Here is a 26,357-nt window from a genome sequence, read left to right on the forward strand (position 1 = left end):
ACGATAGGTTATTTAGTTTTAAGCTCGGCTAAACGGCTTTCAACTTGTAAGCGCTCTTGCGCTGTTAGTTCACCATAAAACTTGGGGTATGGCCAGCCATAACCCCAGCGAAAGCTAGTAGGTAAAAAAGGTGTTCCACCCACTCTAACACCGGCAAGCATCAATACTGCAATTTCTTGCTCACCCACCTTAGCAACACATTTTTTTAAATCTATATCAGCTTGCTCACGTTGCTTGAAAGTACCGCCTTGCCAATATGCAAGATCATGGGCTGTACAGCACGCCAACCATAAGTTTTTATGTTCTATTGTTCCATCAGGAAAAGAGCTGCAACCATCACTACTGAAGGGTTTTAATTTTGCACTAGCAACACTTAATAAAGGGAAAGTAAGTATGATTAGAGAAACAAAGCGAAGCATGTGTTTAATTGTTTTAGAGCTCACAGTTAATTTTCAATATTATAAACTGCACCTTCACAACGCATTGATTTATAACATTGGTTTGTATTTGACCTAGTGTAACATTGAGAAAAAACTATACCATTACCACCCATTTTATGCGCTTTAACTTTCAGAGAGTCTTGTAAAGATTCTTTTATATTAGAAGGATTATAATAATAAGCGCTTTCTGGGATAAGAGAGTCATTCTTTTCGTGACAGTAGTTAGATTCTACATTGCCTAAATAAGAAGTTCTAAAGTTGAAAATTTCTCTATCTTTATAAACCTGCACATGTTCACCTCTACCTCTGCTTTCCACGTCAGCAATAATGTAATCACCAAAGTTAGAGCGAATAGAGCAAGAACTTTGCAAAATAATAAAAATTATAAAAATGACTTTCTTTAACATCTGAATTCAATTCCCTTTAGACTTTTTATTTTAAAAAATGACTTAGCCAAGTTTTAGTCATATTTTTTAGTAAGAATATAAAAGGTTATGACGTTTATGTTCTTTAAGCAAACATTTAACTTTAGAAACAATTTCTTCTAAATACTTAATCAAAATATCACACTCTAAAAAATTATTTGTAAAAAAATGCAAAACAAAAAACCGCCGAGGTTAATTCGGCGGTTTAATTATTTAACTAGCTATTTAAAAGAAGCTTACTTAGCTAATGTTTCGGCTGCTTTTTCTGCAAAAAGGTTACCTAGTTTTATATAGTAATTACTTTTATAGTGCCATTTATCTTCAATGAATTCGACAGGCTCATCAAAGGCGACTAAATGAGCATTAGCATTTGATTGAACATACTTTTTCTGAGCATCCCATACACTCTCTATATATGGCATCATGCGTGTTTGAGGTGTTTTACCAGAGTCTTCGATTCTGCCAAGTATGATTGGTAACTCTTTATTGCCAAAAGTCATCTTCATATCATTCATCAGGCTTGTTAAATTAGCTAAATAAACCTTAGATGCTTGCTCATGATAGGCATCTGCCTCACCCTGCATCCAAATGATCCCTGCTGGGACTAAAGTATCGGCTTCACCATCACCATCTATATCATTGTTAGCTAACGCAGCTCTTACGGTAGTTTGAAAGTTATCCCATTGGTTGATCTTGGTGTTGTCAGCATAGTTCTGCCCCCACGTACCAAAGCCAGATGCCCCAAGCGCAATAGATGAGCCTCCACGCGCATATTTAATAATGGCTATTTTCTTATCAGTGAGCTCAGATAAACGTTTACCAAAACTCAATTCAGGACCAAATCTGTCAGATAAAATAATTGAATGTTCTGTCGATCTTGCGCCTGTACCAAAGCCAGGCATTAAATTAGTCCAAACACCTTTACCACCATTTAATGCATCATCAGCAACAGGGTTACCAAAAAAGAGTAAGGTATTTTCAACTGGTTTTTTATACTGCGCAGGTAGGTCTTTATTAAAGCCAAATCCTTCCATATTTGATTGGCCCCCCATAAAGTAAAGCAAGTAATCATCCGCTTTACTTTGCGTACTTACTGCTAATAGAGCACATAAAGCTAGTTTATTTAACATTATTTTTCCTTTTGCTAAAAGCAACATGCCCAATAAATATTGGGCATGTTAATTACGTTTTTACTTCAATGCGTTTTCAACAACTGGGTAATGGTCCCATACATGTTTATCGCTCACTGAACGGAGTAACTTAATGTATTCAGCGTGAGTCCAAGCCAGTGGTGTGGCTGAGTTTGTACCCTCACCTAGCTGATAGCCTGCTTTATTGTTACCTACACCATCCCAAACTTGTTCAGGTAACATCATGCCTTCATTGGCAAATGCTTCCATACCTTTTACATAGGTGTCTTTAATCGCTTGTTGCTTCATCGCATCAAGGCTATTAGTTGCGTTTGCAGCAGCGATTTCATAGTGACCACGCTCACCTGTGAAAAACGGCCATACACGACCACGTTGACCAGGGGTGTTGTTACCACCTTCGGCATAGTTATTACCTGTCACTTCATCTTCACCGTAACCATCATTACCATAGCGACGGTAACCAGGGAATGAACCTGAGCCATCAGCAAAATTAAAGGTGTAACGCACTTGCAGGTTATCAACTAAGGTTTCGTCATCGTACTCTGGTAATGTTTTTACAATGCTTGGCGCAAGTGCATCACGAACACCATAACGTACAAGCTCTAAGAAACCACCATCAAGGATTTGCTTTTTATCAAAGCCTTCACGCCCGTTATTAGCATTAAGTGTGGTTGATGAGTTTGGATCTTTGTCTTGACCGATACGAATGAAATATTCACCATCGCTATTTTCAGACTTAAGGTTACCTTGTGTCGTAAACATCGTGCTTTCTATTTCACTGTTGTAAGTTTTAGCCGTTGCTAGGTAACGCTCTGCATTTTTAGTGTCACCTGCTTTTTTAGCAATATCAGCAGCCGTCACTAGGCCTGCAACAACCGCTGCAGTTGTTGATGGAGAGAAACCATTTTGTTCTTCCCAACGCTCTTGTTGCGTTGCTGGCGGTGTGATTTGCGTGTCATTCCAAAGAATTTTCGCAAGGCCACCATCAACTAAGAAATCAGCAGCTGGTTTTAACATTTTGCCATACCAATCTGTCAGCTCTTGATCGCTAAGTACGCCAGCTTGATGTAGTTTCCACGCTAACATAATTGGCATTGCTGTTTGGTCAAGCTGAACACCTACCCACTCAAGCTCACCATCAACATGAGTCTTTTGTAAGAACCAACCCGTGTCACCACCATTGCCAGGTGTGTTATCTGTTACTTGTACTTTTTCTAAATATTCAAACGCCGTTTTTGCGGTACGTGTATCACCCATGGCCATAAATGCCATTGCTACTTGATAGAAATCACGTACCCAAACCGCTTTATAACCGGTAGAACCTGTTTTGGCTGATACTGTTTCACCCCAAGGGTTAGAAAGTGACGCAATTAAAGCACCAGCATGAGTTTTATCTTCTTGCGCTTTTAACACCATGGCGCTGGTATAAAGCAACTTACCATTATCTGCGGTGCTGTTAGTTAATGTGCTCAAAGGCTCAAGGCTTGCTAAGTAGTCTTGCCAACCAATTGCAACACCTTCACCGTTATATGCAGCAAGTACTTTTTGGTAGCCTTGGTTTAAACTTGCTTGGCCTTCTTTTAAGCTTGCAGCTTCAGAGTTACCAAAGCTTAAAGCTAAATCAAAGGTGGTGTTTTTTGATACTTCACCAAGCTCTGCAAGTAAGCTTACATTACCCGACTTATCACCAGTATTTTGGTAAGTCGTTGAGAGTGACTGCGATGCTTTTAACTCTTTTAAGCCATCACTTACCCCCGTAAAACCAACGCTTGCTTGCTTAAATGGTTGAGCGGCTTGTAAAGATAAAAAGCTATCATCTTGCCAAGCAACTAGACCCTTATCAGTCACTTTTGCAAAATCATCTAAGCCGTTGTTATCAATGTAAGGGTTTACATTAACGTAGGCTTTCACACCTTCAAGATCGGTATTAAATACGCTACGAACAAACAATGTTTGGCCGTTTGGATCTGTAAAAATATGCTTTTCTAAAGTGAAACGACCTTGTTTATCTTTACTAACGACTTTGTAAGCAAGCGATAATGGGCGACCAGCGTCGTCTTTATATAAATAATCAATGCTTACATCGAGATCATCGTTTTCTGTTACGGTAAAGTCTTTACCAACTACAACAAACTGCATATCTTTGATTTGTGCTTGGTGAATTAAACCAAACATGGTTTCTGTGATCATGCCTTTAGCGATTGAAAACCAGACTTTTGATACTTTCCCTGTAGCAGCTGCATCGCTATAGTGGCCGTCTTGGTATTGCTCGTAAGATGTACCAATACCTGTTTTACCTGAGTATGCCCAAAAAGGTTCAACACCCGGAGTTCCTGGCGCAGACACCTGCTCAACTGCTGTATTAGCTGATTGTTCTGAACTACAAGCTGTTAAACCTAACGCTAAAAAACTTGCGGTAATAAGATTAAATTTTTTCATGGTGTGTCCTTATTATTGTTGCTTAACGCGCAGTACAGCGACCGCTGCTAGTACGAATGACACTGCACCTAGCACTAACGCATAAATCGGTTGATTATCAAAAAAGTGACGTAAAATTAGGCCTAATATGCTTGCTGCTAAAAGCTGCGGAATAACAATAAAGAAGTTAAAAATACCCATGTACACACCCATTTTTTTACTTGGTACTGAGGTACTTAACATTGCGTATGGTAAAGATAGAATTGACGCCCAAGCAAACCCTACTCCAATCATTGGCCAGATCAGTAAACTTGGATCTTTGATAATAATGAAGCTGACCAGACCCAATGCACCTAGCACTAGGTTGATAGCGTGAGCCATTTTTAGCCCTACTTTTTTAACGATAACTGGAATACACAGTGCTGCAATGGCAGCAAAACCATTGTAAGCGGCAAATAATACACCAACCCAATCCGCACCGTTATTGTAAGCAAGAGAGCTTGTATCACTGCTGCCGTAGTGGAAGCTAGTTACTGCCGATGTGGTGTAAATCCACATTGCAAACAATGAGAACCAGCTAAAAAATTGTACCCAAGCCAATTGTTTCATCGTTTCTGGCATAGTGAATACATCATTCACAACTTGATAAAAGCCACCACTGGTTGCGTTTTTAGCCTTTAAAGCCCCGGCAATAAATTGAATAACACCAAAGCTAATCAAACCACCAGCAAGTAAATAAAGCTCTTTTTCAAGCGATAGACCCGTAACAATACCAAGTACTACAAGGCCAAGAACCGTAAAGATTGCAGCGCCTTTGTTAAAGTTTACATCACTTTGAACATCGCCCGAGTCATCGCTTTGCTCTTGTTCATGAAAGCTTTCAAGTTCTTCTGGTGAATATTCTTTAGTAGTAAAGACAGTCCAAAACACAGCAATAATTAATACTACTGCGCCAAAGTAAAACGAGAATTTTACAGAATCTGGAATTTGCCCTGCAGGTGCAGTATTAGCAATATCGAACCAGTTAGTCATCATCCAAGGTAATGCAGACGCGACAACCGCACCAACACCAATGAAGAAGCTTTGCATTGCATAACCAGTTGCACGTTGCTTTTTCGGTAAGTTATCACTGACAAGAGCACGGAATGGCTCCATAGTTACGTTAATTGACGCATCCATGATCCATAACATACCCGCCGCAATCCACAGGCTTGGTGAGTTAGGCATAATAAATAACGATAACGTTGTTAAAATAGCCCCATAGAAAAAGAACGGACGACGACGACCTAACTTATTCCATGTTTTATCACTCCAATAACCGATGATCGGCTGAACAATAAGGCCTGTTAATGGTGCTGCAACCCAAAGAATTGGAATATCATCAACATTGGCACCTAAGGTTTGAAAAATACGGCTTACATTACCGTTCTGTAATGCAAAGCCAAATTGGATTCCAAGGAATCCAAAACACATATTCCATATTTGCCAAAAGCTTAGCGTTGGTTTGTTATTATTCATAGTCAGCCTTTAAGGTAAATACTGCACTGCTTAAGCCGTTCAGTTGTAATTGGATTGGCGCCTTAGTAGATGTCTCTGAAATCACAATGTCAGCATGATTTTCTAGATTATCAGTTAACGTTAAACCACTGTGATTAAGCTTAGGTAACAACGCTTGGTTAAGTGTTAGCTCAACATTTTGTTGGTTTTCTGAAAAGTTACTTGCTACAAGCACTAGTTGTTGACCAAGCTTGCGCGTAAAAGCAATCACTTGCTCTGAACCGGCCAATTCAACCGCTTGCATGTCACCACCAACAATGGCAGGCAGTGTATTTAACGACATCAACTTGGTGTAGTAAGCGCGAAGATCAGCTTGCTGCTTTGAAAGCGCACCGCCATCGAATTTGCCATTATTCATCCATGCTTGATGCGCAGGTACACCCATATAATCGAAAATGCTGGTACGCGTTGAGTCGCCAAAACCACCGTCCTCAGAGCCATCTTCACCGACAGCTTGACCAAAATAAAGTAAGGTTGGTGAGCGCGACATCAATGTAGATACCACCATCGCTGGCTTACCTTTTTCACTACTACCAGCGAAATCTGGGCTAGCAATACGTTGCTCATCATGGTTTTCTAAAAAGTGCAGCATATGCTCTTCAATATCCGCCACTTGGCTTTGAATATCGAAAATAGTATCCGCTGATTGCTTGCCTTGCATCACAGCTTTAACCGTGTCGTAAAAACCGACTTTGTCGTAAAGGTAATCCATCTTACCTTGTTGGATATATGGGCGGTAAAGCGTTGGGTTATATACTTCTGCTAGGATAAAGGCATCGCTTTTTTGCATCTTGATTGATGAGTTCAAAAAGCTCCAGAACTCAACAGGCACCATCTCTGCCATATCATAACGGAAACCATCAACACCTTTATCTAACCAATAAAGCGCGATATCGCGGAATTTATACCAGCTATTTGGTAGATCTTTATCTTGCCAAAATGCATAGTGTTCACGGTAATCTTTATCTGCGTAATCAGCGGGTAGTGTTGGGAAGTCGTAGCTGCCATCTGGTTTCACACCGTAATTGATTTTAACGGTTTCGTACCAATCATTAATATCAGGTTTAGCGGCACGGGCCCCATTACCCGTCCATTTTGCTGGGGTTTCGGCAAACTGATTATCAGCAAGAGGATGCGGGTTACCACCTAACACTTGGTAACTATCGCTGGTAGGAACTTGAAATGACTGCCCTGTTACATAGTAAAAGTTATTATCGCGAGCATAGGTTTTCGTCGTGTCATCTTCAGCACCAAAATCCTTTACGCCTTCAGGCTTGGCGACTGACTCGTAATTACGCGCTACGTGATTTGGTACAATATCAATAACAACTTTCATACCGTGCTTATGAGTACGATTGATTAGCTCTACAAACTCTTCTAAGCGGCGCTCAGGGTTAATTGCTAAATCAGGATTAACATCGTAATAATCTTTCACCGCATAAGGCGAGCCTGCACGGCCTTTTACAACATCAGGGTCATCTTGAGACAAACCGTATTCAGTATAATCAGTTACTAATGCATGACGCGGCACACCGGTATACCAAACATGTGTCGTGCCTAGCTCTTTAATACCTTGTAATGCTGCATCATTAAAATCAGCGAATTTACCTACCCCATTTTCTTCTAATGTGCCCCACGGTTTATTAGTGGTGTTAGTGTTACCAAATAATCGAGTGAATACTTGGTAAACCACAGGCTTAGAGATAGCTGCTTGGCTAGATTCTGATTGTTGCTGTTGCGTGTTCTGCTGTACTGGCGCATCGTTACCACAGGCAGTTAAACCTAAAACCGAAGCCACTACTAACGCAGTTAGTTTGTATGTTGTCATCATTACTTCATTTTTCTGTAAATATCAGTTCATACTAATGTTAAGGGCTGCATACGGACAGTAAATGCATACGTATTCAGCCTATTAGTTGCAATTATTCAAGCTCGATTAAGCGTGCTTGCATAGCTTTTAAGCGGATTGGCGCTGCAAGATCAACGCGTTTTTCACTGATTAAATCGCTTCCTTTATTATTGCCTTTCAGCACTTCTTGCATGTAGTTTAAATCCCAATCAATGGCTTGTTGGTTTTTGTTAAGAACAACCAATACAGTTTGGCCATTGTGCTCCCTCACATAGCTGTAAACGCCTTGCTTGGGTGAAAAATGCATTAAACGACCTTCGCTTAACGCTGGTTTTTCTTGACGCAGCTTAAGCAGTTTTTTCATGCTAGCTAACATCTCTTGCTGATCAGCTGAAAGCCCCTTACCTGTGAAGGCATTCGCTTTTTGACCTTTAAACCCACCAGGGAAGTCAATACGAATATCACCGTGGTCATTGCTTGGCGTGTTATCGAGCAGCAGCTCAGTGCCGTAGTAAATTTGTGGAATACCACGAGTTGTTAACAGCAGCGTCATGGCTAATTTAGTTTTTGCGAGGTCTTGACCCAGCTCAGTGTAAACACGGCTCATGTCATGATTATCAGCAAACACTAAAATGTTATCTATATCAGCATATAAAAAGTCATTAGCCAGCGATTGATATACTTTTACCCAACCTGTATTCCAGCTTTCTTCTTCGTTAAGTGCTTGGATTAAGGCTTCTTGTAATGAAAAGTCCATCACACTTGGTAACTCAGAGGTATAACCATCTTGATTGACTTTGCCGCGCTGCCAATAAGATGCAATAGCCGGGTTGGTTGTCCACTCTTCGCCAACAATATTAAAGTTTGGATACTCGGTCATAATCGCTTTAGTCCAATCGGCTAAAAATGCTTTATCTGAGTATGAATAGGTATCAACACGAATGCCGCTTAAGTTGGCGTATTCAATCCACCAAATGGCATTTTGAATCAAATACGTTGATAGTAACGGCTGGCGCTGATTTAGATCAGGCATAGACTCAACAAACCAACCATCGTTAAATTGACGTTTGTCGTATTGGCTTGCGTGAGGGTCTTGGATTGTTTGTCTGGCGTGACTGGTTGCATTTTTACCGTTTTCAAACTTGCCATCAAAGTTAACCCAATCAGCAGTAGGCATATCAGCCATCCACTGATGTGATGAACCAAAGTGGTTAAGTACCATGTCCATCACTAAGCCGATACCATGCTCTTTCGCTTCTGCAGATAAGGTTTTATAAAGCGAATTACTGCCCATACGCGGATCAACTTTGTAAAAGTCAGTAATAGCATAACCATGATAAGAATAACTTGGCATGTCATTTTCAAGCACTGGTGTTAACCAAAGTTGAGTCACACCGAGGTCCTCAAGATAATCTAGGCTATTGATAACACCTTGAATATCACCACCATGTCGACCTCCTTTAAAACTTGGGTTTGCAGCCTCCTTCATACCAGCAACGGTGTCATTGTTTGGGTCACCATTTACAAAGCGATCAGGATTGATTAAATAAAGTGTATCTTTATTTGTAAAGCCATGACGATTGGCACTTTGCTTATCACGGGTATTTAATGGGTAAGTAAATTCTGTGCCATCTTTAGCTTTAAAAGTCAGTGTACCCGCCTTTGCATTATCGCTAATGGTTAAATCTAAAAACGCGTAATTAGGGTTATTCGTTGTTGTCACCCCTTTAAACTCAACGCTTTTGTAAGGCTTCATTTGCCACGTTTTGTTAGCAATATTGTTATCGTAAAGCATGACTTGTAATGAGTCATTTTGCATCCCTACCCACCAGTTTTCTGGTGACGCAGTAATAGCAAAACTTGCTGTTGAGTTAAAAAGTGTAAATGCGGTCGTTAGCGCTAAAAGTGATTGTGTTTTTCTCATAATTAATTTTGTACTTTTTCTAAGAATTGACTGTGGCTCGGCAGCTGCTCGACAGTGCTGTTAATCAAGGTTTTTAAATTGCTAAATAACTCATTTAATTGCTCATCTGATAACGCATCAGTTAATGGATGGTGATCCTCTGCTATTAGCCCTTGGCCTATCATCACTTGCTGCCACGCAACTTCGGCGAATAGCTCATCGTCTTCTCTAATGAGTTTGCCACTGGTTTTAAATAGCTCAATTTTCTTTTTAAGACTGCTTGGAATATCCATGCCTTTACAAAAACGCCAAAACGCACTGTCATCACGCTCAGTAATCTTGTAATGAAGAATAATAAAGTCACGAATTCGCTCAAATTCTGTTTTACTTTGTTGATTAAATTCATCCACAAGGCTTTGTTTAATACCTTGATGAGGAAAAAACTTAATTAAACGAATGGCTGCACTTTGAATTAAATGAATACTGGTCGATTCTAATGGCTCTAAAAATCCGCTCGATAAGCCAACTGATACTACATTTTTATGCCACTGTTTTAAGCGACGACCTGTTTTAAACTTAATAACGCGGGGTTCTGTCAGAGGTTTAGCAGGTAGGCTTTCTAAGAGCTGTTGCTTTGCCGCTTCATCTGATAAGAAACGAGAAGAATACACAAGTCCGTTGCCTACACGATGCTGTAATGGAATTTGCCACTGCCAACCTGAGTCTCTAGCAATTGAACGTGTATAAGGAATTGCATCAGAAGCTGATTCACTTTGCACCGCAATCGCACTATCACATGGTAACCAATGTGACCAATCTTCAAAGCCGGTATTAAGAGTTTGTTCTATCAATAAAGCACGTAAACCGGTGCAATCAATAAATAAGTCGCCGTCTATTTGCTCGCCATTTTTAAGTAGCAAAGATCGAATATACCCGCTTTCATGGCATTGGTTAACCGATTCAATTTTGCCTTCAATGCGTTTTACGCCTCGTGATTGCGCTAATTCCTTTAAGAATTCGCCATATCGAGTGGCATCAAAATGGTAGGCATAATGTAAGCCCGCCAACTGAGTGTTAGGAATGTGCTTGAGGTGAGCAAATTTATGAGCTTTTGCAGCTTGATAATTAAGTGAAAAATCCCAAAAATCAGGCGCATTATTAGCTTGATTTGCTTTTAACCAAAAATGATAAAACTCACAAAACGGAAAATCTTTACCTATCTCACCAAAGGCATGCATATAGCTGTGGCCTTGGCTGCGCCAATTTTCAAACTCGATACCTAGCTTAATCGTTGCACCAGTAGCCTTAATAAATTCTTTTTCAGAAATGCCTAACGCACCATTAAGATGCAAAATAGGTGGGATGCTTGCTTCGCCTACACCAACAGTGCCGATCTCTGCTGACTCTATCAGCGTGATATCAATTACTTTGCCCAGCACTTTATTAAGTAATGCAGCGGTTATCCAACCAGCAGTACCACCACCGGCAATCACGACCTTGGTTATTTTTTTTGTTTCCATAGTACACCTAACGCCAATTTCAATTCATTGAGTGTAGCTCACTGATATAAAAAAGCCCTTGTAAAACAAATCACAAGGGCAATTTTCTATCACTGTTTTAGCTAATTACAGCTTGTAGCTGAAGCCTAACAGGAATGTACGACCGTAGTCTTGGTAGTCACGTACTTGAAGTGAGTTATCACCTTGTAGTGACGTGAACGGCTCTTCTGTGATGTTCTGTACTTGGAATGTTACAGATAAACCGTCAAGGCTCTCTACACCGCCTTCGCTAAAGTCATAACCAACTTGAGCATCCCAAATTGTTTCGCCTTTAATGTCAACTTGTGTAGTCGCAAAACCTAAACCGTATACGTCACCTTTAAAGTCGCTACGCTTACGCATGCTAGTACGCGCTTGGAAACCGTTACGCTCAAAGTAAACTGTTAGGCTATCAATTTGGTCAGATAGACCAGGTAGCTCATAATCGTTACCATTTTGGTCAGTTAGGTCTTGCTCAACACCTGTATGGCTTGCGATTAAACCAAAACCATCAAGTGATTCGCTGAACATAGTGAATGGTAGAGTTAATGAAAGCTCGTAACCCCATAGGTCACCAGAGCCACCGTTCACTTTACCTGAACCTGTACCTGTTGAAGTTTCAGGGATTTCACCAGTAGACGGGTCAGCTACACCGCTCATGTCGATTTCATAAGTACCGTCAAAAATCCACTGAGTGATATCTTTATAGAATACAGCTGCAGCGAAGTAACCTTCTTCATGGAAGTAGTTTTCATAGCTTAAATCAAAACCAGTTGCTTCTTTTGGCTCAAGCTCTGGGTTACCGCCTGATACACTCCAGTAGTTACCGTTTTCATCTGGTTGTTGATTGTAAGAAGCATTAACTGATGAGTTCATTTCGTCTAAACGAGCACGAGAAATCGTTTTTGCCGCACCAAAACGTACAGTTTGCTCTTCATCAATTGCAAATGATAAGTTGATGCTTGGCAAGAAGTGGCTGTAGTCATGGCTTACATCTGTTGGAGATACAACAACTAAACCATCCACAGTATTAGCAGCGAAGCCTTGTGAAGACTGTTCCGTTTTCACATAACGCACACCAACGTTACCTGTTACAGGGATAGAGCCCAGCTCTGCATTAATGTCAGCTTGTGCGAAGAACGCTGTTACTTCCTCTTGAACTGTCCAAGACTGTGTTTTGTGTTTTGAATCAGTTAAGCTTTCTTGAAGAAGGCTATAGTAACCATCATTCACCAGACCGTTGGTATCATAAGCAACCATGTTGCCCATACCAATGAAATCAAGGCTAGCTGACCCTAAACGGTATTGTTCTGGGATAGATAGCATACCCGGGTTTGATAAAGAGAAGTCTTTTAGTGTCATGAAGTAACCTTCAGACAACTTGCTCTTTTCACGGTCACGGTATGACATACCAAATGACACACGGCTGATGTAAGCATTATCAAGTACTTTGCTAGCCGCAAGTTTTAATGTGCTTAGTTCATCATTGATTTCTGGCGCATTGATGAAACCATCTTGCGCAGTATTTTGATAAGCCGTATCAGTTAGACCGTACTTATCGTTAAGTGCAGCACTTGCACCCCAAGATAATGGGCCACCAAGTTGAATTAAGTCATAATCGCTGTAATCTAGGTTATGGCTGAATTGTGCGCCAGTGTTACCACCGTCAAACTCATAACCAATCGTATCAGCAACACCATTTGCATCACCACGACCTGTACCTGAGTAGCTTTCGATACTCCAGATTTGACGCTCAACTTCAGAGCGGCTTACGTCAAATTCTACTGACCAATCATCGCTGATGTCGTATTTTGCATTAAAACCAAACTGAGTTAGTTCTGCGTTACGCTCCTCGTAGTCATTACGAACAACTACACGTTGGCCTTCAGTTACTGCGCTTGTGATGAAACCAGAATCTGCGTCAACAACAGCTGAACTTGGGTCAATTGAACCTTGGCCCCATGCAAATGGCACTTCGATACCACGTAAGATTTTCTCATCAGAGAAATCTACATATAAAGCATCAAATGTCATGTTTAGGCGATCAGTCGGCGCAGCTTCAATAACAAGCATGGCTGTGTCACGCTCAAGAGTCGATGAACGTACGAATGGCTTAGCACCACCTAAAATTGAGTACGTATTACCATCTTCACCTGTAAATTCAGGGTAACCCCAAGAGTTCCAACGTTTTTCTTGGTTTGGAGAGCTCATCGTGTTGTAAGCAAATGCAACACCGATTGTGTCATCTGCAAATTGGTCAATGTAAGAAACCGTACCACGGAAACCTTTATCGTCACCGTCTGGGTTTAATTTGTCAAAACCCGTTTGCTCGTATTGGCCGTTGAACATGATAACTTGCTCACCTTTACTTAAAGGTTTAACAGTTTGCATGTCGATAACGCCAGCGATACCTTCAGCATCAATGCCTGCGCTTGGAGTTTTATATACCGTTACGCCACTCATAATTTCTGATGGGTAAAGGTCAAATTCAACGCCACGGTTGTCGCCGATTGAAACTTGCTCACGACCGTTGAATGTTGTTGCACTTTCATTTTCACTGAAACCACGAACACTTACACGGCTAGCTCGACCGTCTAGACGTTGTGCTGTTAAACCAGGAAGGCGCGCGATTGATTCTGCGATTGATGAGTCAGGTAATTTACCGATATCTTCTGCTGAGATTGACTCAACAACTTCAGGAGTGAAGCGTTTAGTATTAATAGATTCTACAACACTGCCACGAAAACCTTTTACTTCGATAACTTCAACGTTATCGTTTTTTGCTTTTTGGTCTTCTTCTGCAGCATAAGCTACAAAGCTATTTAAACCTGCGGCTGTTAAAGCCAGAGTTAATATACTTGGTTTGAACATAGACATGATGTTTTCCCATTACCCAAATTGTAATGCCAACGTGTTGCAGTTATTCATTAACATAATAGCTGTAATTCGCTGACTGATTTTGTTGTCGAATTGAATATTAACGCTCTGATTATTTTCTTAACAAATTTATGCATACGTATTCAGCGTAGTCCACCACCGCGAACATTAACAACATTTTTACAAAATAGAATTGTAACCATATGAATATAAATGATTTATCAATTTTATTGTGTGATTTAATAGTATTGAAACATTTTCGCTATATTTTCGCACCTAATTTGGTTACACAAATAGGTGCTAAGCCATTTATCTCGCTTAAATGGTGACTTAACGCAATTATTAAAGGTACTAGTCTATACCAATGATAATTGGTCTTACCAATATAACCCCTGCACCATTATGGTGTAAGCCAGCTATATTATGCACCAAGCTGGCGTTCGCGATCATAATTAAAACCCAGCAAACCTAATTGGTAAATTTTCTTGATAGAAATTCGAGTTGTTTACTTTTAAATCAAGTTAATAAATTTTACTGAGAACAAAGATGAATTTGGCGTGCATACGTATGCAGAGTTTTTACAGTATCTCACCCTTCACGTATGCTTTTGACATTCCGGCAACATATTGCATTAACGGTTGCCTAACAGTTTACATACACTGAGTGTCACGATGGAGAAAAACATGGCTCAAAAGCAGTGGTATAAAGGTGCGGTTATTTATCAAGTTTACCCGCGCAGTTTCCAAGACACCAATGGCGATGGCATTGGTGATATCAAAGGTATCATTGATCGTATTGATTATATTAAAAGCCTAGGAGTTGATGCTATTTGGGTTTCGCCTTTCTTTAAATCACCAATGAAAGACTTTGGTTATGACATCAGTGACTATCGTGATATCGACCCATTGTTTGGTAACCTTGACGATTTTGATGAACTCATTGCACAAGCTCATGAACGTGATATTAAGATCATTATTGATCAGGTATTGAGCCATACCTCAGATCAACATCAATGGTTTCTTGATAGCCGTGAAGATAAAACCAACGACAAATCAGATTGGTACGTTTGGGCTGATGCAAAGCCTGATGGCACACAACCAAATAACTGGTTATCAATTTTTGGTGGCCCTGCATGGCAATGGGAACCGCGTCGTGGTCAATATTACTTACATAACTTCTTTGCTGAGCAGCCAGATTTAAACTTCCATAACCCTGAAGTTCGTAAAGCAGTATTAGATAATGTTGAGTTTTGGCTTAAGAAAGGCGTTGATGGCTTCCGTTTAGATGCAATCAACTTTTGCTATCACGATGCTCAATTACGTGATAATCCGGCTAAGCCACCAGAGAAGCGTCAAGGCCGAGGCTTTAGCGAAGACAACCCTTACGCTTTCCAGTATCACTACTACAATAATACGCAACCTGAAAACCTTAGTTTTATGCAGGACATTCGTGCCCTACTAAACAAGTACCCTGGCACAGTTGCATTAGGAGAAATCTCATCTGAAGATTCACTCGCAACCATGGCTGAATACACATCAGGTGGTGACAAACTTCACATGGGCTATAGCTTTGAGCTACTTACTAACGACTATAGCGCGGAATATATTCGTACCACAGTAAGCACTTTAGAGCAGCGCATGACTGAAGGTTGGCCATGTTGGGCATTTAGCAACCACGACGTAGAACGTGTTGCTAGCCGTTGGAGTCAAGGTGAAAAAATTGAGCCTCAGCAATGTAAGATGCTAACAGCCCTACTTGCTTCATTACGTGGTAGCGTTTGTATGTACCAAGGTGAAGAACTTGGTTTAGGTGAAGCTGAAGTTGCATTTGAAGACTTACAAGACCCATATGGCATTACATTTTGGCCAAACTTTAAAGGCCGTGACGGGTGTCGTACACCAATGCCATGGGATGCAGCAGATGCTGAGCAAGCAGGTTTCTCAACAGTAAAACCTTGGCTACCTGTGGGCGATGCGCACAAATCAGTCGCCGTAAATACGCAAGATCAAGATAAAGATTCAATTTTGAATGCGTATCGTGAATTTATGGCATGGCGTAAAGATAAGAACGTATTGTTAGAAGGCGATATTGAATTTATCGAAACGCAAGAGCCAGTGCTTGCTTTTTATAGAACGCTTAACGACACTAAAATGCTTTGTGCATTCAACTTAGGCGCACAAAGTAGTGAACTCACAATCTCTGATACTGTGTCTTCACAGCATACTGAGATCTCTCATCACACAGCTGAATTAAACAATAATACAGTCACTCTGCCCGGGTTCGGTTGCTTTTACGCAACCCTGAATTAATAATCAGTTGTTAAAAACCAAGCCCTGCAATTGCAGGGCTTTTTTATTACTATTCGTGGGATTAGTGGTTCATGGTTTTACTATTAATGTAATCTGTGAGCGCAAACAACACCCCCGACACCACAAACGTGACATGAATTAACACCTTCCAGAGTAGCTCATCTGTTGAATGGTTGTTCGAGCTAATAAAGACTTTTAAAAGCTCCACAGCCGATATAGCGACAATAGCGCTTATCAGTTTCATCTTCAGACCCGAGAAACCAACTTTACCCATCCACACAGGCCTGTCTTCATGGTTGTCTATATTCAACTTTGACACAAAATTTTCGTAGCCACTGAAAATGATGATAAGCAAAAGCCCTGCTAGTAGCGCAGTGTCAACTAAAGTCAAAATACCTACCAAAAGCTCTTGGTTTGACGCAGTGAACGTATTTAAGGCCATACTGTATAAATATTTAAAGAACTTTAGCAGCAGTAATACCACAGCGACTAATAAGCCAATAAAGAATGGTGCTAATAACCAACGCGAGCGAAAGATAAAACTCTCCACAACTTGCTCTAGTTTGGTTGGTACTTTCTTTATTTTTGAATGAGTCACTTGTTCAGACATAAGTTAGTTCACTTTTCTTTTAAAATTAGCGCGATAATACGTGTTTTGACCTTACGATTACCAGCATTAGAGGCAAAAAGAGTGGTTATTTTTTGCTTATCTTTACGATAAAAATTTTTCGTTATCTTTTTTTGAAATTTAGTTTATAAATTCACTCAAGCAAAGTGAAATACACATTGCGCACCATTACTGTGCAATTGAGCCGGTAATAATTACTTTTGTTGATTAGGAATAATTAAATGAAAAAAGCATTGCTAGCACTAATTTTGGCACCTGTTTTAAGCGTGTCAGCAACGAATGCAATCGCTAACGAAGCACCTGAAGCATCAGCTGAAATGATCAAAGAATACACTGAAATGTGTTTAAACTGGGCAAAAGATGATGACATCAGCAACGAAGAATTAAAGCCATACGTATTAAAATGTGTAAACGATGAGCTTGAAGCTGAAGGCTATAAAAAAGTAAAAGACGTACAAATCTAATTTTACGCCTGCTTAGAATATAGAAAAACCGGAATGACACAATGATGTGCGCTCCGGTTTTTTGTTTTTAATGACTGTAATAATCAGCTAATGCACTTAATAAAAATAATAACGAACCTACCATGAATAACACCACCCCCACTGTGGCATACTCTATAAATGCTGGTAAAAATAAGGTACTACCAAAGAAAAAGGCGCATGCTGATATGATATTCACCAACGCATTAACTTTAGGTGCGAGTGTAAACTTCATGACCATTTCTTATTCTGTTAACTCAGGGATAAAGTGAAACGCTTTAACTATGCGATTCCAGCTGTTTATCTCAAGTACTACCGTCGTTAATACCACGATGTCTTTTTCGTTAAAGATAGCAGACACTTGGTTGTAAACATCGTCTTCAACATGTTTATCAATGATATTTGTTAAGGCTTCCGCCCAAGCGAGTGCTGCAGTTTCTTGTTCTGAAAACACAGGGACTTCACGCCAAGCGGCTAGTACATCAAGTCGCTGTTGACACTCACCTTGGCTTCTCAGCTCTGCTGAATGCATATGCTGACAAAACCCACAGCCATTAATTTGCGACACTCTTAGTCTTACTAAATCAGCGAGCTTCGCGGTTATGTTTGTATCTTCTGGCAGTGCGCTGAGCCCTGTTAAATGTTTAACAAGTCCTGGGTTGAGTGAATAAACCTGCTGTTGTGATAAACGTGTTTGCATTTTGAATCTCCTGTCTTGATGTTGATGACAGAATAACAACAGCCTAAAAGCAAATATTGGTAAAAAACGACATTAACAATGCCATACAAGCATAAAAAAGGGTTGCAACTGCAACCCCTTTTTATAATCAAGATAGATGTAAACTTACTTTTTAGCCGCCGCTTTTTTCTTAGCTGGTGCTTTCTTTTTACTCTCTTCTACCCACTTGCCATTTTGGTAGTGAGCAGTCCAGCCTGTGGCTTTACCATCTACTTCACTCATTACATACTGCTCTTTATTTTTACGGCTGTAACGAACGACTGAAGGATTACCATCAGGGTCTTTTGCAGGTGCGTCCGCAAGGTAATAGAACTTTTCAGAAATACGATCTCTAAAACGTTTTAATTCTTCAACTTTTGGCGCACGTGTTTCACGTGATTTAGGGAAGGTATTTGCAGCTAAGAAAATACCTGATGCACCATCACGCAGTACAAAGTAAGCTTCTGATTTTTCACATTCAAGTTCAGGTAAATGAACTGGATCTTCTTTTGGTGGCGCAGCTTCACCGTTTTTAAGTAATTTACGTGTATTTTTACACTCTTCATTACTACAACCGAAGTACTTACCAAAACGACCCGATTTTAACTGCATATCTGAGCCACATTTATCACATTCGATAATAGGGCCGTCGTAACCTTTAATTTTAAAGGTACCTTGTTCAACGATATAACCCTTACATGCTGGGTTATTACCACACACATGCAATTTACGTGTTTCATCGATTAAATATGAATCCATTGCCGTTTCACAAATTGGGCAACGCTTCATTTGCATTAGTGACTCTGTTTCAACGTCTTCTACATCTGCCGCAATGGCTTCATCGCCTGGCACTAAATTCATTGTTGTAGTACAACGTTCTTTTGGTGGCAGGTTATAACCTGTACAACCCAAGAACACACCGGTTGATGCGGTACGAATACCCATCTTACGACCACAAGTCGGACAATCGATATCAGTCTCAACCATTTGGTTTTGACGCATACCACCGTGCTCTTCGTCGCCAGAGGCAATTTCAAGCTGAGTTGAAAAGTCCGCATAGAATTTATCAAGTACTTGTGTCCAAACACGTTCGCCTTCTGCGATATCATCCAGACGACCTTCCATCTTAGCGGTAAAATCAAAGTTCATCAGATCTTCGAAGTTTTCAACTAAGCGGTCTGTAACAATCTCACCCATTTTTTCGGCGAAGAAACGGCGGTTTTCAACACGCACGTAACCACGGTCTTGAATCGTTGAAATAATTGATGCATACGTAGAAGGACGACCAATACCGCGCTTTTCTAATTCTTTAACTAAACTTGCTTCACTAAAACGTGCAGGTGGCTTTGTAAAATGTTGTTTAGGATCTAACTCAACAAGGGTCAGTACATCACCTTCTTTAACCGCAGGCAGTGATTGATCTTCTTCGTTCTTTTTACGAACAGCTGGCTGAACTTTTGTCCAACCATCAAAACGAAGTACGCGGCCTTTTGCTTTTAACTGATAATCACCGGCACCAACCGTTAAAGTTGTTAAATCGTATTCTGCTGGAACCATTTGGCAGGCAACAAACTGACGCCAAATTAATTCGTAGAGTTTTTTAGCGTCCGCTTCAACACCGTCTAAATGACCAGACAACACGGTAACACTAGAAGGACGAATCGCTTCGTGCGCCTCTTGTGCATTGCCTTTAGAGCTATAACTAATCGGTGCTTTCGGTAAATACTTTTCACCAAACTGCTCTGTCACGTAATCACGACACATTTCAACCGCATCTTTCGATAAGTTAGTTGAATCGGTACGCATATAAGTAATGTGACCTGCTTCATATAAGCGTTGAGCCAGCATCATGGTCTTCTTAACACCATAACCTAGGCGTGTACTTGCTGCCTGTTGCATGGTTGAAGTAATAAATGGTGCGCTTGGTTTACTCTTACTAGGCTTTTCTTCAACGCTAATGACCTTGTAGTCAGCTTTTTCAAGTTGACTAACGGCAGACATCGCCTGCTCTTCATTAACTGGCTTAAAAGGCTTGTCAGCGTGTTTGGTCACTTCTAGGCGTAAAGCTGCTTCTGTATTTTTAACATCGGCGTGGATATCCCAGAACTCTTCAGGAATAAATGCTTTGATTTCGCGTTCACGTTCAACAAGTAAACGCACTGCAACAGATTGCACACGACCGGCTGATAAACCACGGGCCACTTTAGCCCATAGCAATGGAGACACCATAAAGCCCACTACACGGTCAAGGAAACGACGCGCTTGTTGCGCGTAAACCATGTCAGTGTTTAATTCACCGGGTGTTTCGAATGCTTGCTGAATCGCATTTTTAGTGATTTCGTTAAAAACAACTCGCTTATATTTTTCAGGTTCACCACCGATAATCTGTTCGAGGTGCCATGCAATCGCTTCCCCTTCTCTATCCAAATCGGTTGCGAGATAGATTTTATCGGCGTTTTCTGCAAGTTTTTTTAATTCTTGAACAACTTTCTCTTTGCCCGGTAAGACTTCGTAATGTGGTTCCCAGCCTTTTTCAGGATCAATACCCATGCGAGCAACAAGATTTTTATAATCGCGTTGCTTTTTATAGGCAGCTTTTTCTTCTGGTGACATTTTTCGAACTTCAGCAGGCGTTTTCGTCGCTGCAGTTTTCGTTTTGCCTGAACCTGAAGTTGGTAGATCACGCACATGCCCAACGCTGGACTTTACGATGAAATCGTTACCTAAGTATTTATTAATTGTTTTTGCCTTTGCTGGAGACTCTACAATTACAAGTGATTTGCCCATAGCTGCCTATTTCTGACCGAGTATTTTAAAAGTTTTTTGCCCTTATAAATGTATATCCATCACATTAAACAAATAAGTATGATTTTTTAACATTGGAGCACGAATATTTATAGGTATATCTACAAACACCAATTGTTACAAGCTTTTAATAGAAACTTTTCTTCATTGAGTGAATAATTAAACAATTTTTGTTGCTAATTTAGTCAATGTGGTGTTTTGCGGTAATTTCAAGGGGAATATATAGAACAGCAACAAAAATGCCAACCTTCTGGTTGGCATTTTTTTAAATTTAAACAAATAACTACTTGTTAGCCATCGTCACTAATTGCAATTCTAGCAGTAGAAATGTTGCCTTTCCCTGTTGTAAATTCAACAGTTAAAAAGCCTTCTGCTTTGTCATTCCCTTCTGCTTCACGACTAATTGATAAAGTTTCACCAAACGCTGCTGTTGCTGATGAATTTCGAAGCTCAAAACCATCAGTACCACTGTACTCACCATTATCAGTAGTTACAGATACACTCGTTCCTGCAGGCATTGGATTATTAAAAATATCAGAGTAATAGACTGCGAAAGTTAACGCGGCTAATTCAGTTCCAGAATCAGCAGTTGTAATGTTGATATTTCTCACATCACAATAACTAGTATCAGCTGTTTCCTCTAAATCGAGAACAAATGCACCTTTTTCATCAGCTGCAGGAAAACGTCGGATAGGATTACATTCCTCAATATCCCTAGCAAGTTGCATTGCATTATCTGTGAAAACTGTAGGATCATCCTCAGTTGTTTCAGCAAGAGCAGCTGCAAATCGACTACGCAATTCATTTTTTGTCACTACAAACCGAGAGTAAGCTGTACTACCTGACATAATGATTTCAAACGAATCTCGAATATCAACTAATTCTTTAGTGCACAGGCTTTCAAAAGTATCACTATCTGAAGGCGTTGTTGCTTCTTCTCGGCACACTAGACCATTATATTTTCCATCAGCGAGTGTATGCATGCCGTTCAGATCAATATCCCAATTTTCTTCAAAATGACCCGCATTCGTATTTTCTGGACTACATGGATCATCAGTAGCACCTTCTTGACAATTTTCAGCGGACTTTGTAACCGTTGCAGTAACTGGGTCGTAAATTGCAGCTAAACCATCATAAAAACCATTTTCATTATGATCGATAAATGCTTCAGTTAAATCATAACCACTATAATATTCGTTGGTGTCAAAGCGGCCATTGCCATTAATGTCGATAAATGACTCTTGACCTTTTGCAGTTACAAGAACTGTGGCACGGCCACCTAATGGCACACCATCCTCATCAAACGCTGCATTTAAAATACCTGCCATACAAGGCGCTGCGGCTCCAAAATAAAGATCACAGTTAATTGCATCAGTTTTTGGATTAACGCTGTTGATTCTGTTACCCCATTTAGCTTCTGTAAATGGTTTTGGATTTTGAGAGCGCCATTGAGCAACACATTGCCCATCGACTGTATTACATTCCAGCTGAGGGTTAAACTCTGTGCCATCAATTGTTCCTATAGCACCGCCTTCTGTTGTTAAATATACAGATGTACCATCAGGCACAGGGTTATTAAAGTGGTCGGCTAGATAAACGTTAATTTCTTCAAGATCACCATTATAATTCAATGCTTCGATATTAAAGTTCGTTGGTGCGGCGGTGAAACTATTACCATCAGGTAGGCCTGAGCTGATTGAAACAAGATCAGATACGCTTGTTACTTGCTCATCTAATGAAACCAACGAAAGCTCACCTGTTGGACATGATACATTAGCATTTCGATCTGCTTCATCAAGAAGGCATTCGTCATAAAGCTCTTTCCAACAAGTCACATTATCATTTTGATCTTCAGGGATAAGTTCATCAGGGATATAGCATGCTTGCACGCGTACAGCTTGAGGTACAAAACCAGAATTAACTTGAATTCGTGCCAAACCTTCTGAATCTGTAGAGACACTAGCATGAGAATAACCAGTTGCATCTGTTACCTCAGAAAGTGAGATACCCCCATTCGTTGAGCTTAAACGAAAATCTAAGCGCTTTTGTTTAGCCGTATTACCAATTTCATCTGTTAACTTAAATGTAAGTTGGCTAATTTCTTTGCGAGATACGCCACCTGTGCCTTTTAGTGCAATTACATTCTCGGTTGCTTCAACAAATTCAATCGAACTTACAGCAGCGGCTGATACAGGTACATTCACTGATACCACTTTTGGTGTTCCACCGGTAAGGACTGTTGCTGTAACCGTATCACCTTGTGTTGTGTTGCAGCCGTTACTTCTGTATGTCGCGGTTGCAATACCGCTAATGCTTGTAGCGGTTTCATCCATAACAGCAAGATCTGATTCGACGCAACCAGATGTAAACTCAATATCTAATGGCGTTACAAACAGCTCGCCGTCAGTATCATAAATACTGACAGTTATAACCGTTGTTGCGCCAGCTGCAAGTGGCACAAATTCGTCATCAATAACATTGCCAGTATCGTCTACTTTGTTATATAAGCCATTTGAAATTTCTACAGTTAACTCTGCAGTTGCAATTTCGAATGCTTTTGATGCACTCACCGATTTAGCAGTAACAGACACTTCACCTGCACCACTATTTGCGCCAGGTTGTAGTTTTAAAATTGCAAAACCGAAGTTGTCAGTAAGCGCCTTTCCTGATTCTGGTAATAAAGCGCCAAGATCAGTCGAAAGCTCAGCGATAATACCGTCAATACCGTCGCCCGAACTTGTATCTGTCACTTTGACCATAACGTCGATGAGTTCGTCAGATGAGAATTGATTTACAACCGTACAACCTGAAGCTAGGTAAGTTGTTTCCAGTGATGTTGTATTACGATTAGCCTCCCAGTTAGTTGCGCACCCTTGCAACAGCTTGATATCAAGTTCAGCTTCGGCACTTTCGACAGGGGCATCATCACCATTTGAAATAAAGCCTGCGATTTTAGTGATTGTGTTACCACTTTCATCCGTGTATGTAGCTACAACTTGACCAGCCCCTTTAGAATCACCACTACTCAACGTTACTGAAGCTTCACCATTTGCATCAGTTAATGCAGTGCCTAATACAGGAGTGATTTTGCCTGTATAGTTTGTAGTAAAAGAAATTAGCTGCCCCTGTAATGGCTGTTCTTCTTCTAACAAAGTTGCAGTAACTGTCCCTTTATTATCTTTGCTAACAGGGTTATCAACTGTAAATGGCAAGCCAGCGCTGTCTAAAATCGACACATCAAGAGTAATACTGCCACTAACACTTGAGTCATCTGTTTCTGAACCATCTGATGTAAAGCCAAAAGTATCGGTAAAAGTATCTTCGCCATTAGCATATGTGGCAGTGATTATGCCAGCCCCTGCAGTATTGCCTGCTGTTAAAGTAATCGATGCCACACCATCTGCATTCGTTAATACTGTACCAGATACAGGATCAAGCAAGCCAATATCGCCATTAAGACTAAAGCTGACTACTTCGCCAACAACAGCTTCACCGCTATTCGTAAGCGTTGCCGAAATAGTTAGAGGTGAATCAGCTGTAACAGTATTCGCTTCTTCTGATGTAGATTGGTTGTAGCCTTGAACAGACACAACATAGTTCGGCTCTTCTGTTGTGCCGTCACCGCCATCAGATGAATCACTATCTAATGATCCACCACCGCCACAGGCGGCTAACAATGAGCTGAAAAACAAAATACTTAGCCATCGTAATAAAGGCATCGCCCTCTCCCTAGTTAGCTATTTCTTATTTATATGTATGTTTACCTAATATTAACCTAAAAATTAAACGAAGATCATAATTTTTTTCCTTTAAAGGCAACGAAATTATTTAACTATTTATCGAATTTTTCTGTATAAAAATCTTCATGCTGGTAGTCTATGGCAAAATTTATAAAAAAATAGACTAGGTGTATGTCAAAAGTACGATCTTTAAGCCTTACATCTCGTATCATGGTAGGTATGGTACTGGGTGTAATCGTTGGTTTTATCTTTCAAGCCATTTTAGCGGGTGAAGACGATTTCCTTATTCCACTAGGGTTATTCTCTTTACCAATTAAAGCATTTTTTGTTGATGGTATTTTCCATGTCGGTGGTCAAATTTTCATTGCAAGCTTAAAGATGCTTGTGGTGCCACTGGTTTTTGTATCATTAGTCTGTGGTACTTGTAGCTTAAGCGACCCTAAAAAATTAGGCCGTTTAGGCGGTAAGTCAATTTTGCTTTATTTAGCAACGACCGCAATCGCTATTACTGTTGCTATTACCTTAGCCTTATTAGTTAACCCAGGAGAAGGAATCAACTTACCTTCGGATGCTAACTACAGTGCAAAAGAAGCACCTACCCTTGCGCAAGTCATTATCGGTATGTTCCCAACAAACCCTATTGATGCTATGGCAAGTGGTAATATGCTACAGGTTATTGTTTTTGCATTATTATTCGGTGTTGCTATGGCCCTTAGCGGTAAAGCAGGCCAACGTGTTGCAACTGTTTTTGAAGACCTAAACACTGTTATTTTAAAGCTAGTTACCTTACTTATGAACATTGCACCTTATGGTGTGTTCTTCTTGATGGCAAAACTCTTTACAACCATCGACTTAAAGCTAATTAAGAGCCTTGCTTTATACTTCGGTGTGGTTGTGTTTGCACTTCTGTTCCACGGTTTAGTTAACTACAGTGTCTTGTTAAAGTTATTTACCGGCCTTAACCCAATTACGTTTTTAAAGAAGATGAAAAACGCTTGCCTATTTGCATTTAGTACATCTAGCTCAAGTGCAACTATGCCTATTACCCTTGAGACTGCGAGCAAGAAGTTAGGTGCGCACAACTCAGTTGCTTCATTTACTGTGCCTTTAGGCGCGACCATTAACATGGATGGCACAGCAATAATGCAAGGTGTTGCGACCGTGTTCATCGCACAGGTATTTTCAGTTGATTTAACAATTTCTGATTATTTAATGGTAATTTTAACTGCAACACTTGCTTCTGTTGGTACTGCGGGCGTACCCGGTGTTGGTCTTATAATGTTAGCCATGGTGTTAAACCAAGTAGGCTTACCTGTAGAAGGTATTGCTATCATCATTGGTGTTGACCGTTTACTCGATATGACACGTACCGCTGTCAACGTTACAGGTGATTGTATGGTGACCTGTGTGGTTGCAAAATCTGAAGGTGAATTTGATGAGGACGTATTTAACGACCCTAATGCAGCTAAAGATTTAGAAGACTATCATAAGTCAATTAAGTAAAGACTTATTCGCAG

17 protein-coding genes are annotated in these 26,357 nt (G+C 40.3%); 3 read left to right on the plus strand and 14 right to left on the minus strand.

The window, feature by feature from the left end:
• Positions 1 to 8: 8 nt before the first annotated feature.
• The 9 genes from NFU46_RS02650 to NFU46_RS02690 all read right to left on the minus strand — a co-directional run bounded on the left by NFU46_RS02650 (position 9) and on the right by NFU46_RS02690 (position 14,158).
• The gene (locus NFU46_RS02650; RefSeq protein ID WP_251599882.1) at positions 9 to 419 is read right to left on the minus strand and encodes a hypothetical protein; all 411 of its coding nucleotides are present in this window, start codon (positions 417 to 419) and stop codon (positions 9 to 11) included.
• Between the two features lie 26 nt (positions 420 to 445).
• Positions 446 to 847, minus strand: a complete 402-nt coding sequence (locus NFU46_RS02655; RefSeq protein WP_251599429.1) for a hypothetical protein — start codon at positions 845 to 847, stop codon at positions 446 to 448.
• A 254-nt stretch (positions 848 to 1,101) separates the two neighbouring features.
• Entirely contained in the window at positions 1,102 to 1,995 is an 894-nt protein-coding gene (locus NFU46_RS02660; protein ID WP_251599432.1) for a sialate O-acetylesterase, read from the minus strand.
• 60 nt (positions 1,996 to 2,055) lie between these two features.
• Complete coding sequence (locus NFU46_RS02665) at positions 2,056 to 4,455, minus strand: glucan 1,4-alpha-glucosidase (RefSeq protein ID WP_251599435.1); 2,400 nt, start codon at positions 4,453 to 4,455, stop codon at positions 2,056 to 2,058.
• A gap of 12 nt (positions 4,456 to 4,467) precedes the next feature.
• Entirely contained in the window at positions 4,468 to 5,952 is a 1,485-nt protein-coding gene (locus tag NFU46_RS02670) for an MFS transporter (RefSeq protein WP_251599438.1), read from the minus strand.
• Positions 5,945 to 7,819 (minus strand): alpha-amylase family glycosyl hydrolase, encoded by a 1,875-nt coding sequence (locus tag NFU46_RS02675; RefSeq protein WP_405030591.1) that lies wholly within the window; start codon positions 7,817 to 7,819, stop codon positions 5,945 to 5,947. The genes NFU46_RS02670 and NFU46_RS02675 overlap by 8 nt, the downstream gene beginning before the upstream one ends.
• A 94-nt stretch (positions 7,820 to 7,913) precedes the next feature.
• Positions 7,914 to 9,764: a glycoside hydrolase family 13 protein gene (locus NFU46_RS02680; RefSeq protein ID WP_251599453.1), complete on the minus strand. Its 1,851-nt coding sequence runs from the start codon at positions 9,762 to 9,764 to the stop codon at positions 7,914 to 7,916.
• 2 nt (positions 9,765 to 9,766) lie between these two features.
• A complete protein-coding gene (locus NFU46_RS02685; protein ID WP_251599454.1) occupies positions 9,767 to 11,263 on the minus strand; it encodes a tryptophan halogenase family protein in 1,497 nt (498 codons plus the stop codon).
• Between the two features lie 105 nt (positions 11,264 to 11,368).
• Positions 11,369 to 14,158: a TonB-dependent receptor gene (locus tag NFU46_RS02690; RefSeq protein ID WP_175082228.1), complete on the minus strand. Its 2,790-nt coding sequence runs from the start codon at positions 14,156 to 14,158 to the stop codon at positions 11,369 to 11,371.
• Between the two features lie 683 nt (positions 14,159 to 14,841).
• Here NFU46_RS02690 and NFU46_RS02695 point away from each other — a divergent pair.
• Complete coding sequence (locus NFU46_RS02695) at positions 14,842 to 16,467, plus strand: alpha-glucosidase family protein (RefSeq protein WP_251599455.1); 1,626 nt, start codon at positions 14,842 to 14,844, stop codon at positions 16,465 to 16,467.
• A gap of 61 nt (positions 16,468 to 16,528) precedes the next feature.
• Here NFU46_RS02695 and NFU46_RS02700 read toward each other — a convergent pair whose 3' ends face one another.
• Positions 16,529 to 17,077 (minus strand): TIGR00645 family protein, encoded by a 549-nt coding sequence (locus tag NFU46_RS02700; protein ID WP_058585177.1) that lies wholly within the window; start codon positions 17,075 to 17,077, stop codon positions 16,529 to 16,531.
• 239 nt (positions 17,078 to 17,316) lie between these two features.
• On the opposite strand from NFU46_RS02700, the gene NFU46_RS02705 reads away from it, so the two are divergent.
• A complete protein-coding gene (locus NFU46_RS02705; protein ID WP_054551458.1) occupies positions 17,317 to 17,559 on the plus strand; it encodes a hypothetical protein in 243 nt (80 codons plus the stop codon).
• 67 nt (positions 17,560 to 17,626) lie between these two features.
• Here NFU46_RS02705 and NFU46_RS02710 read toward each other — a convergent pair whose 3' ends face one another.
• The 4 genes from NFU46_RS02710 to NFU46_RS02725 form a co-directional block, all read right to left on the minus strand.
• On the minus strand, positions 17,627 to 17,812 hold the full coding sequence (locus NFU46_RS02710; protein ID WP_054561655.1) for a YrhK family protein: 186 nt from the start codon (positions 17,810 to 17,812) through the stop codon (positions 17,627 to 17,629).
• Between the two features lie 9 nt (positions 17,813 to 17,821).
• Complete coding sequence (locus NFU46_RS02715) at positions 17,822 to 18,277, minus strand: carboxymuconolactone decarboxylase family protein (protein ID WP_175079546.1); 456 nt, start codon at positions 18,275 to 18,277, stop codon at positions 17,822 to 17,824.
• 144 nt (positions 18,278 to 18,421) lie between these two features.
• Entirely contained in the window at positions 18,422 to 21,082 is a 2,661-nt protein-coding gene (topA, locus tag NFU46_RS02720) for a type I DNA topoisomerase (RefSeq protein ID WP_062564522.1), read from the minus strand.
• 308 nt (positions 21,083 to 21,390) lie between these two features.
• A complete protein-coding gene (locus NFU46_RS02725; RefSeq protein ID WP_251599456.1) occupies positions 21,391 to 24,819 on the minus strand; it encodes a hypothetical protein in 3,429 nt (1,142 codons plus the stop codon).
• 192 nt (positions 24,820 to 25,011) lie between these two features.
• On the opposite strand from NFU46_RS02725, the gene NFU46_RS02730 reads away from it, so the two are divergent.
• Positions 25,012 to 26,343, plus strand: a complete 1,332-nt coding sequence (locus NFU46_RS02730) for a dicarboxylate/amino acid:cation symporter (RefSeq protein WP_251599457.1) — start codon at positions 25,012 to 25,014, stop codon at positions 26,341 to 26,343.
• The last annotated feature ends 14 nt before the right edge of the window (positions 26,344 to 26,357 follow it).

It is taken from the genome of Pseudoalteromonas sp. NCCP-2140 (assembly GCF_023708065.1).
Lineage (GTDB): Bacteria > Pseudomonadota > Gammaproteobacteria > Enterobacterales > Alteromonadaceae > Pseudoalteromonas.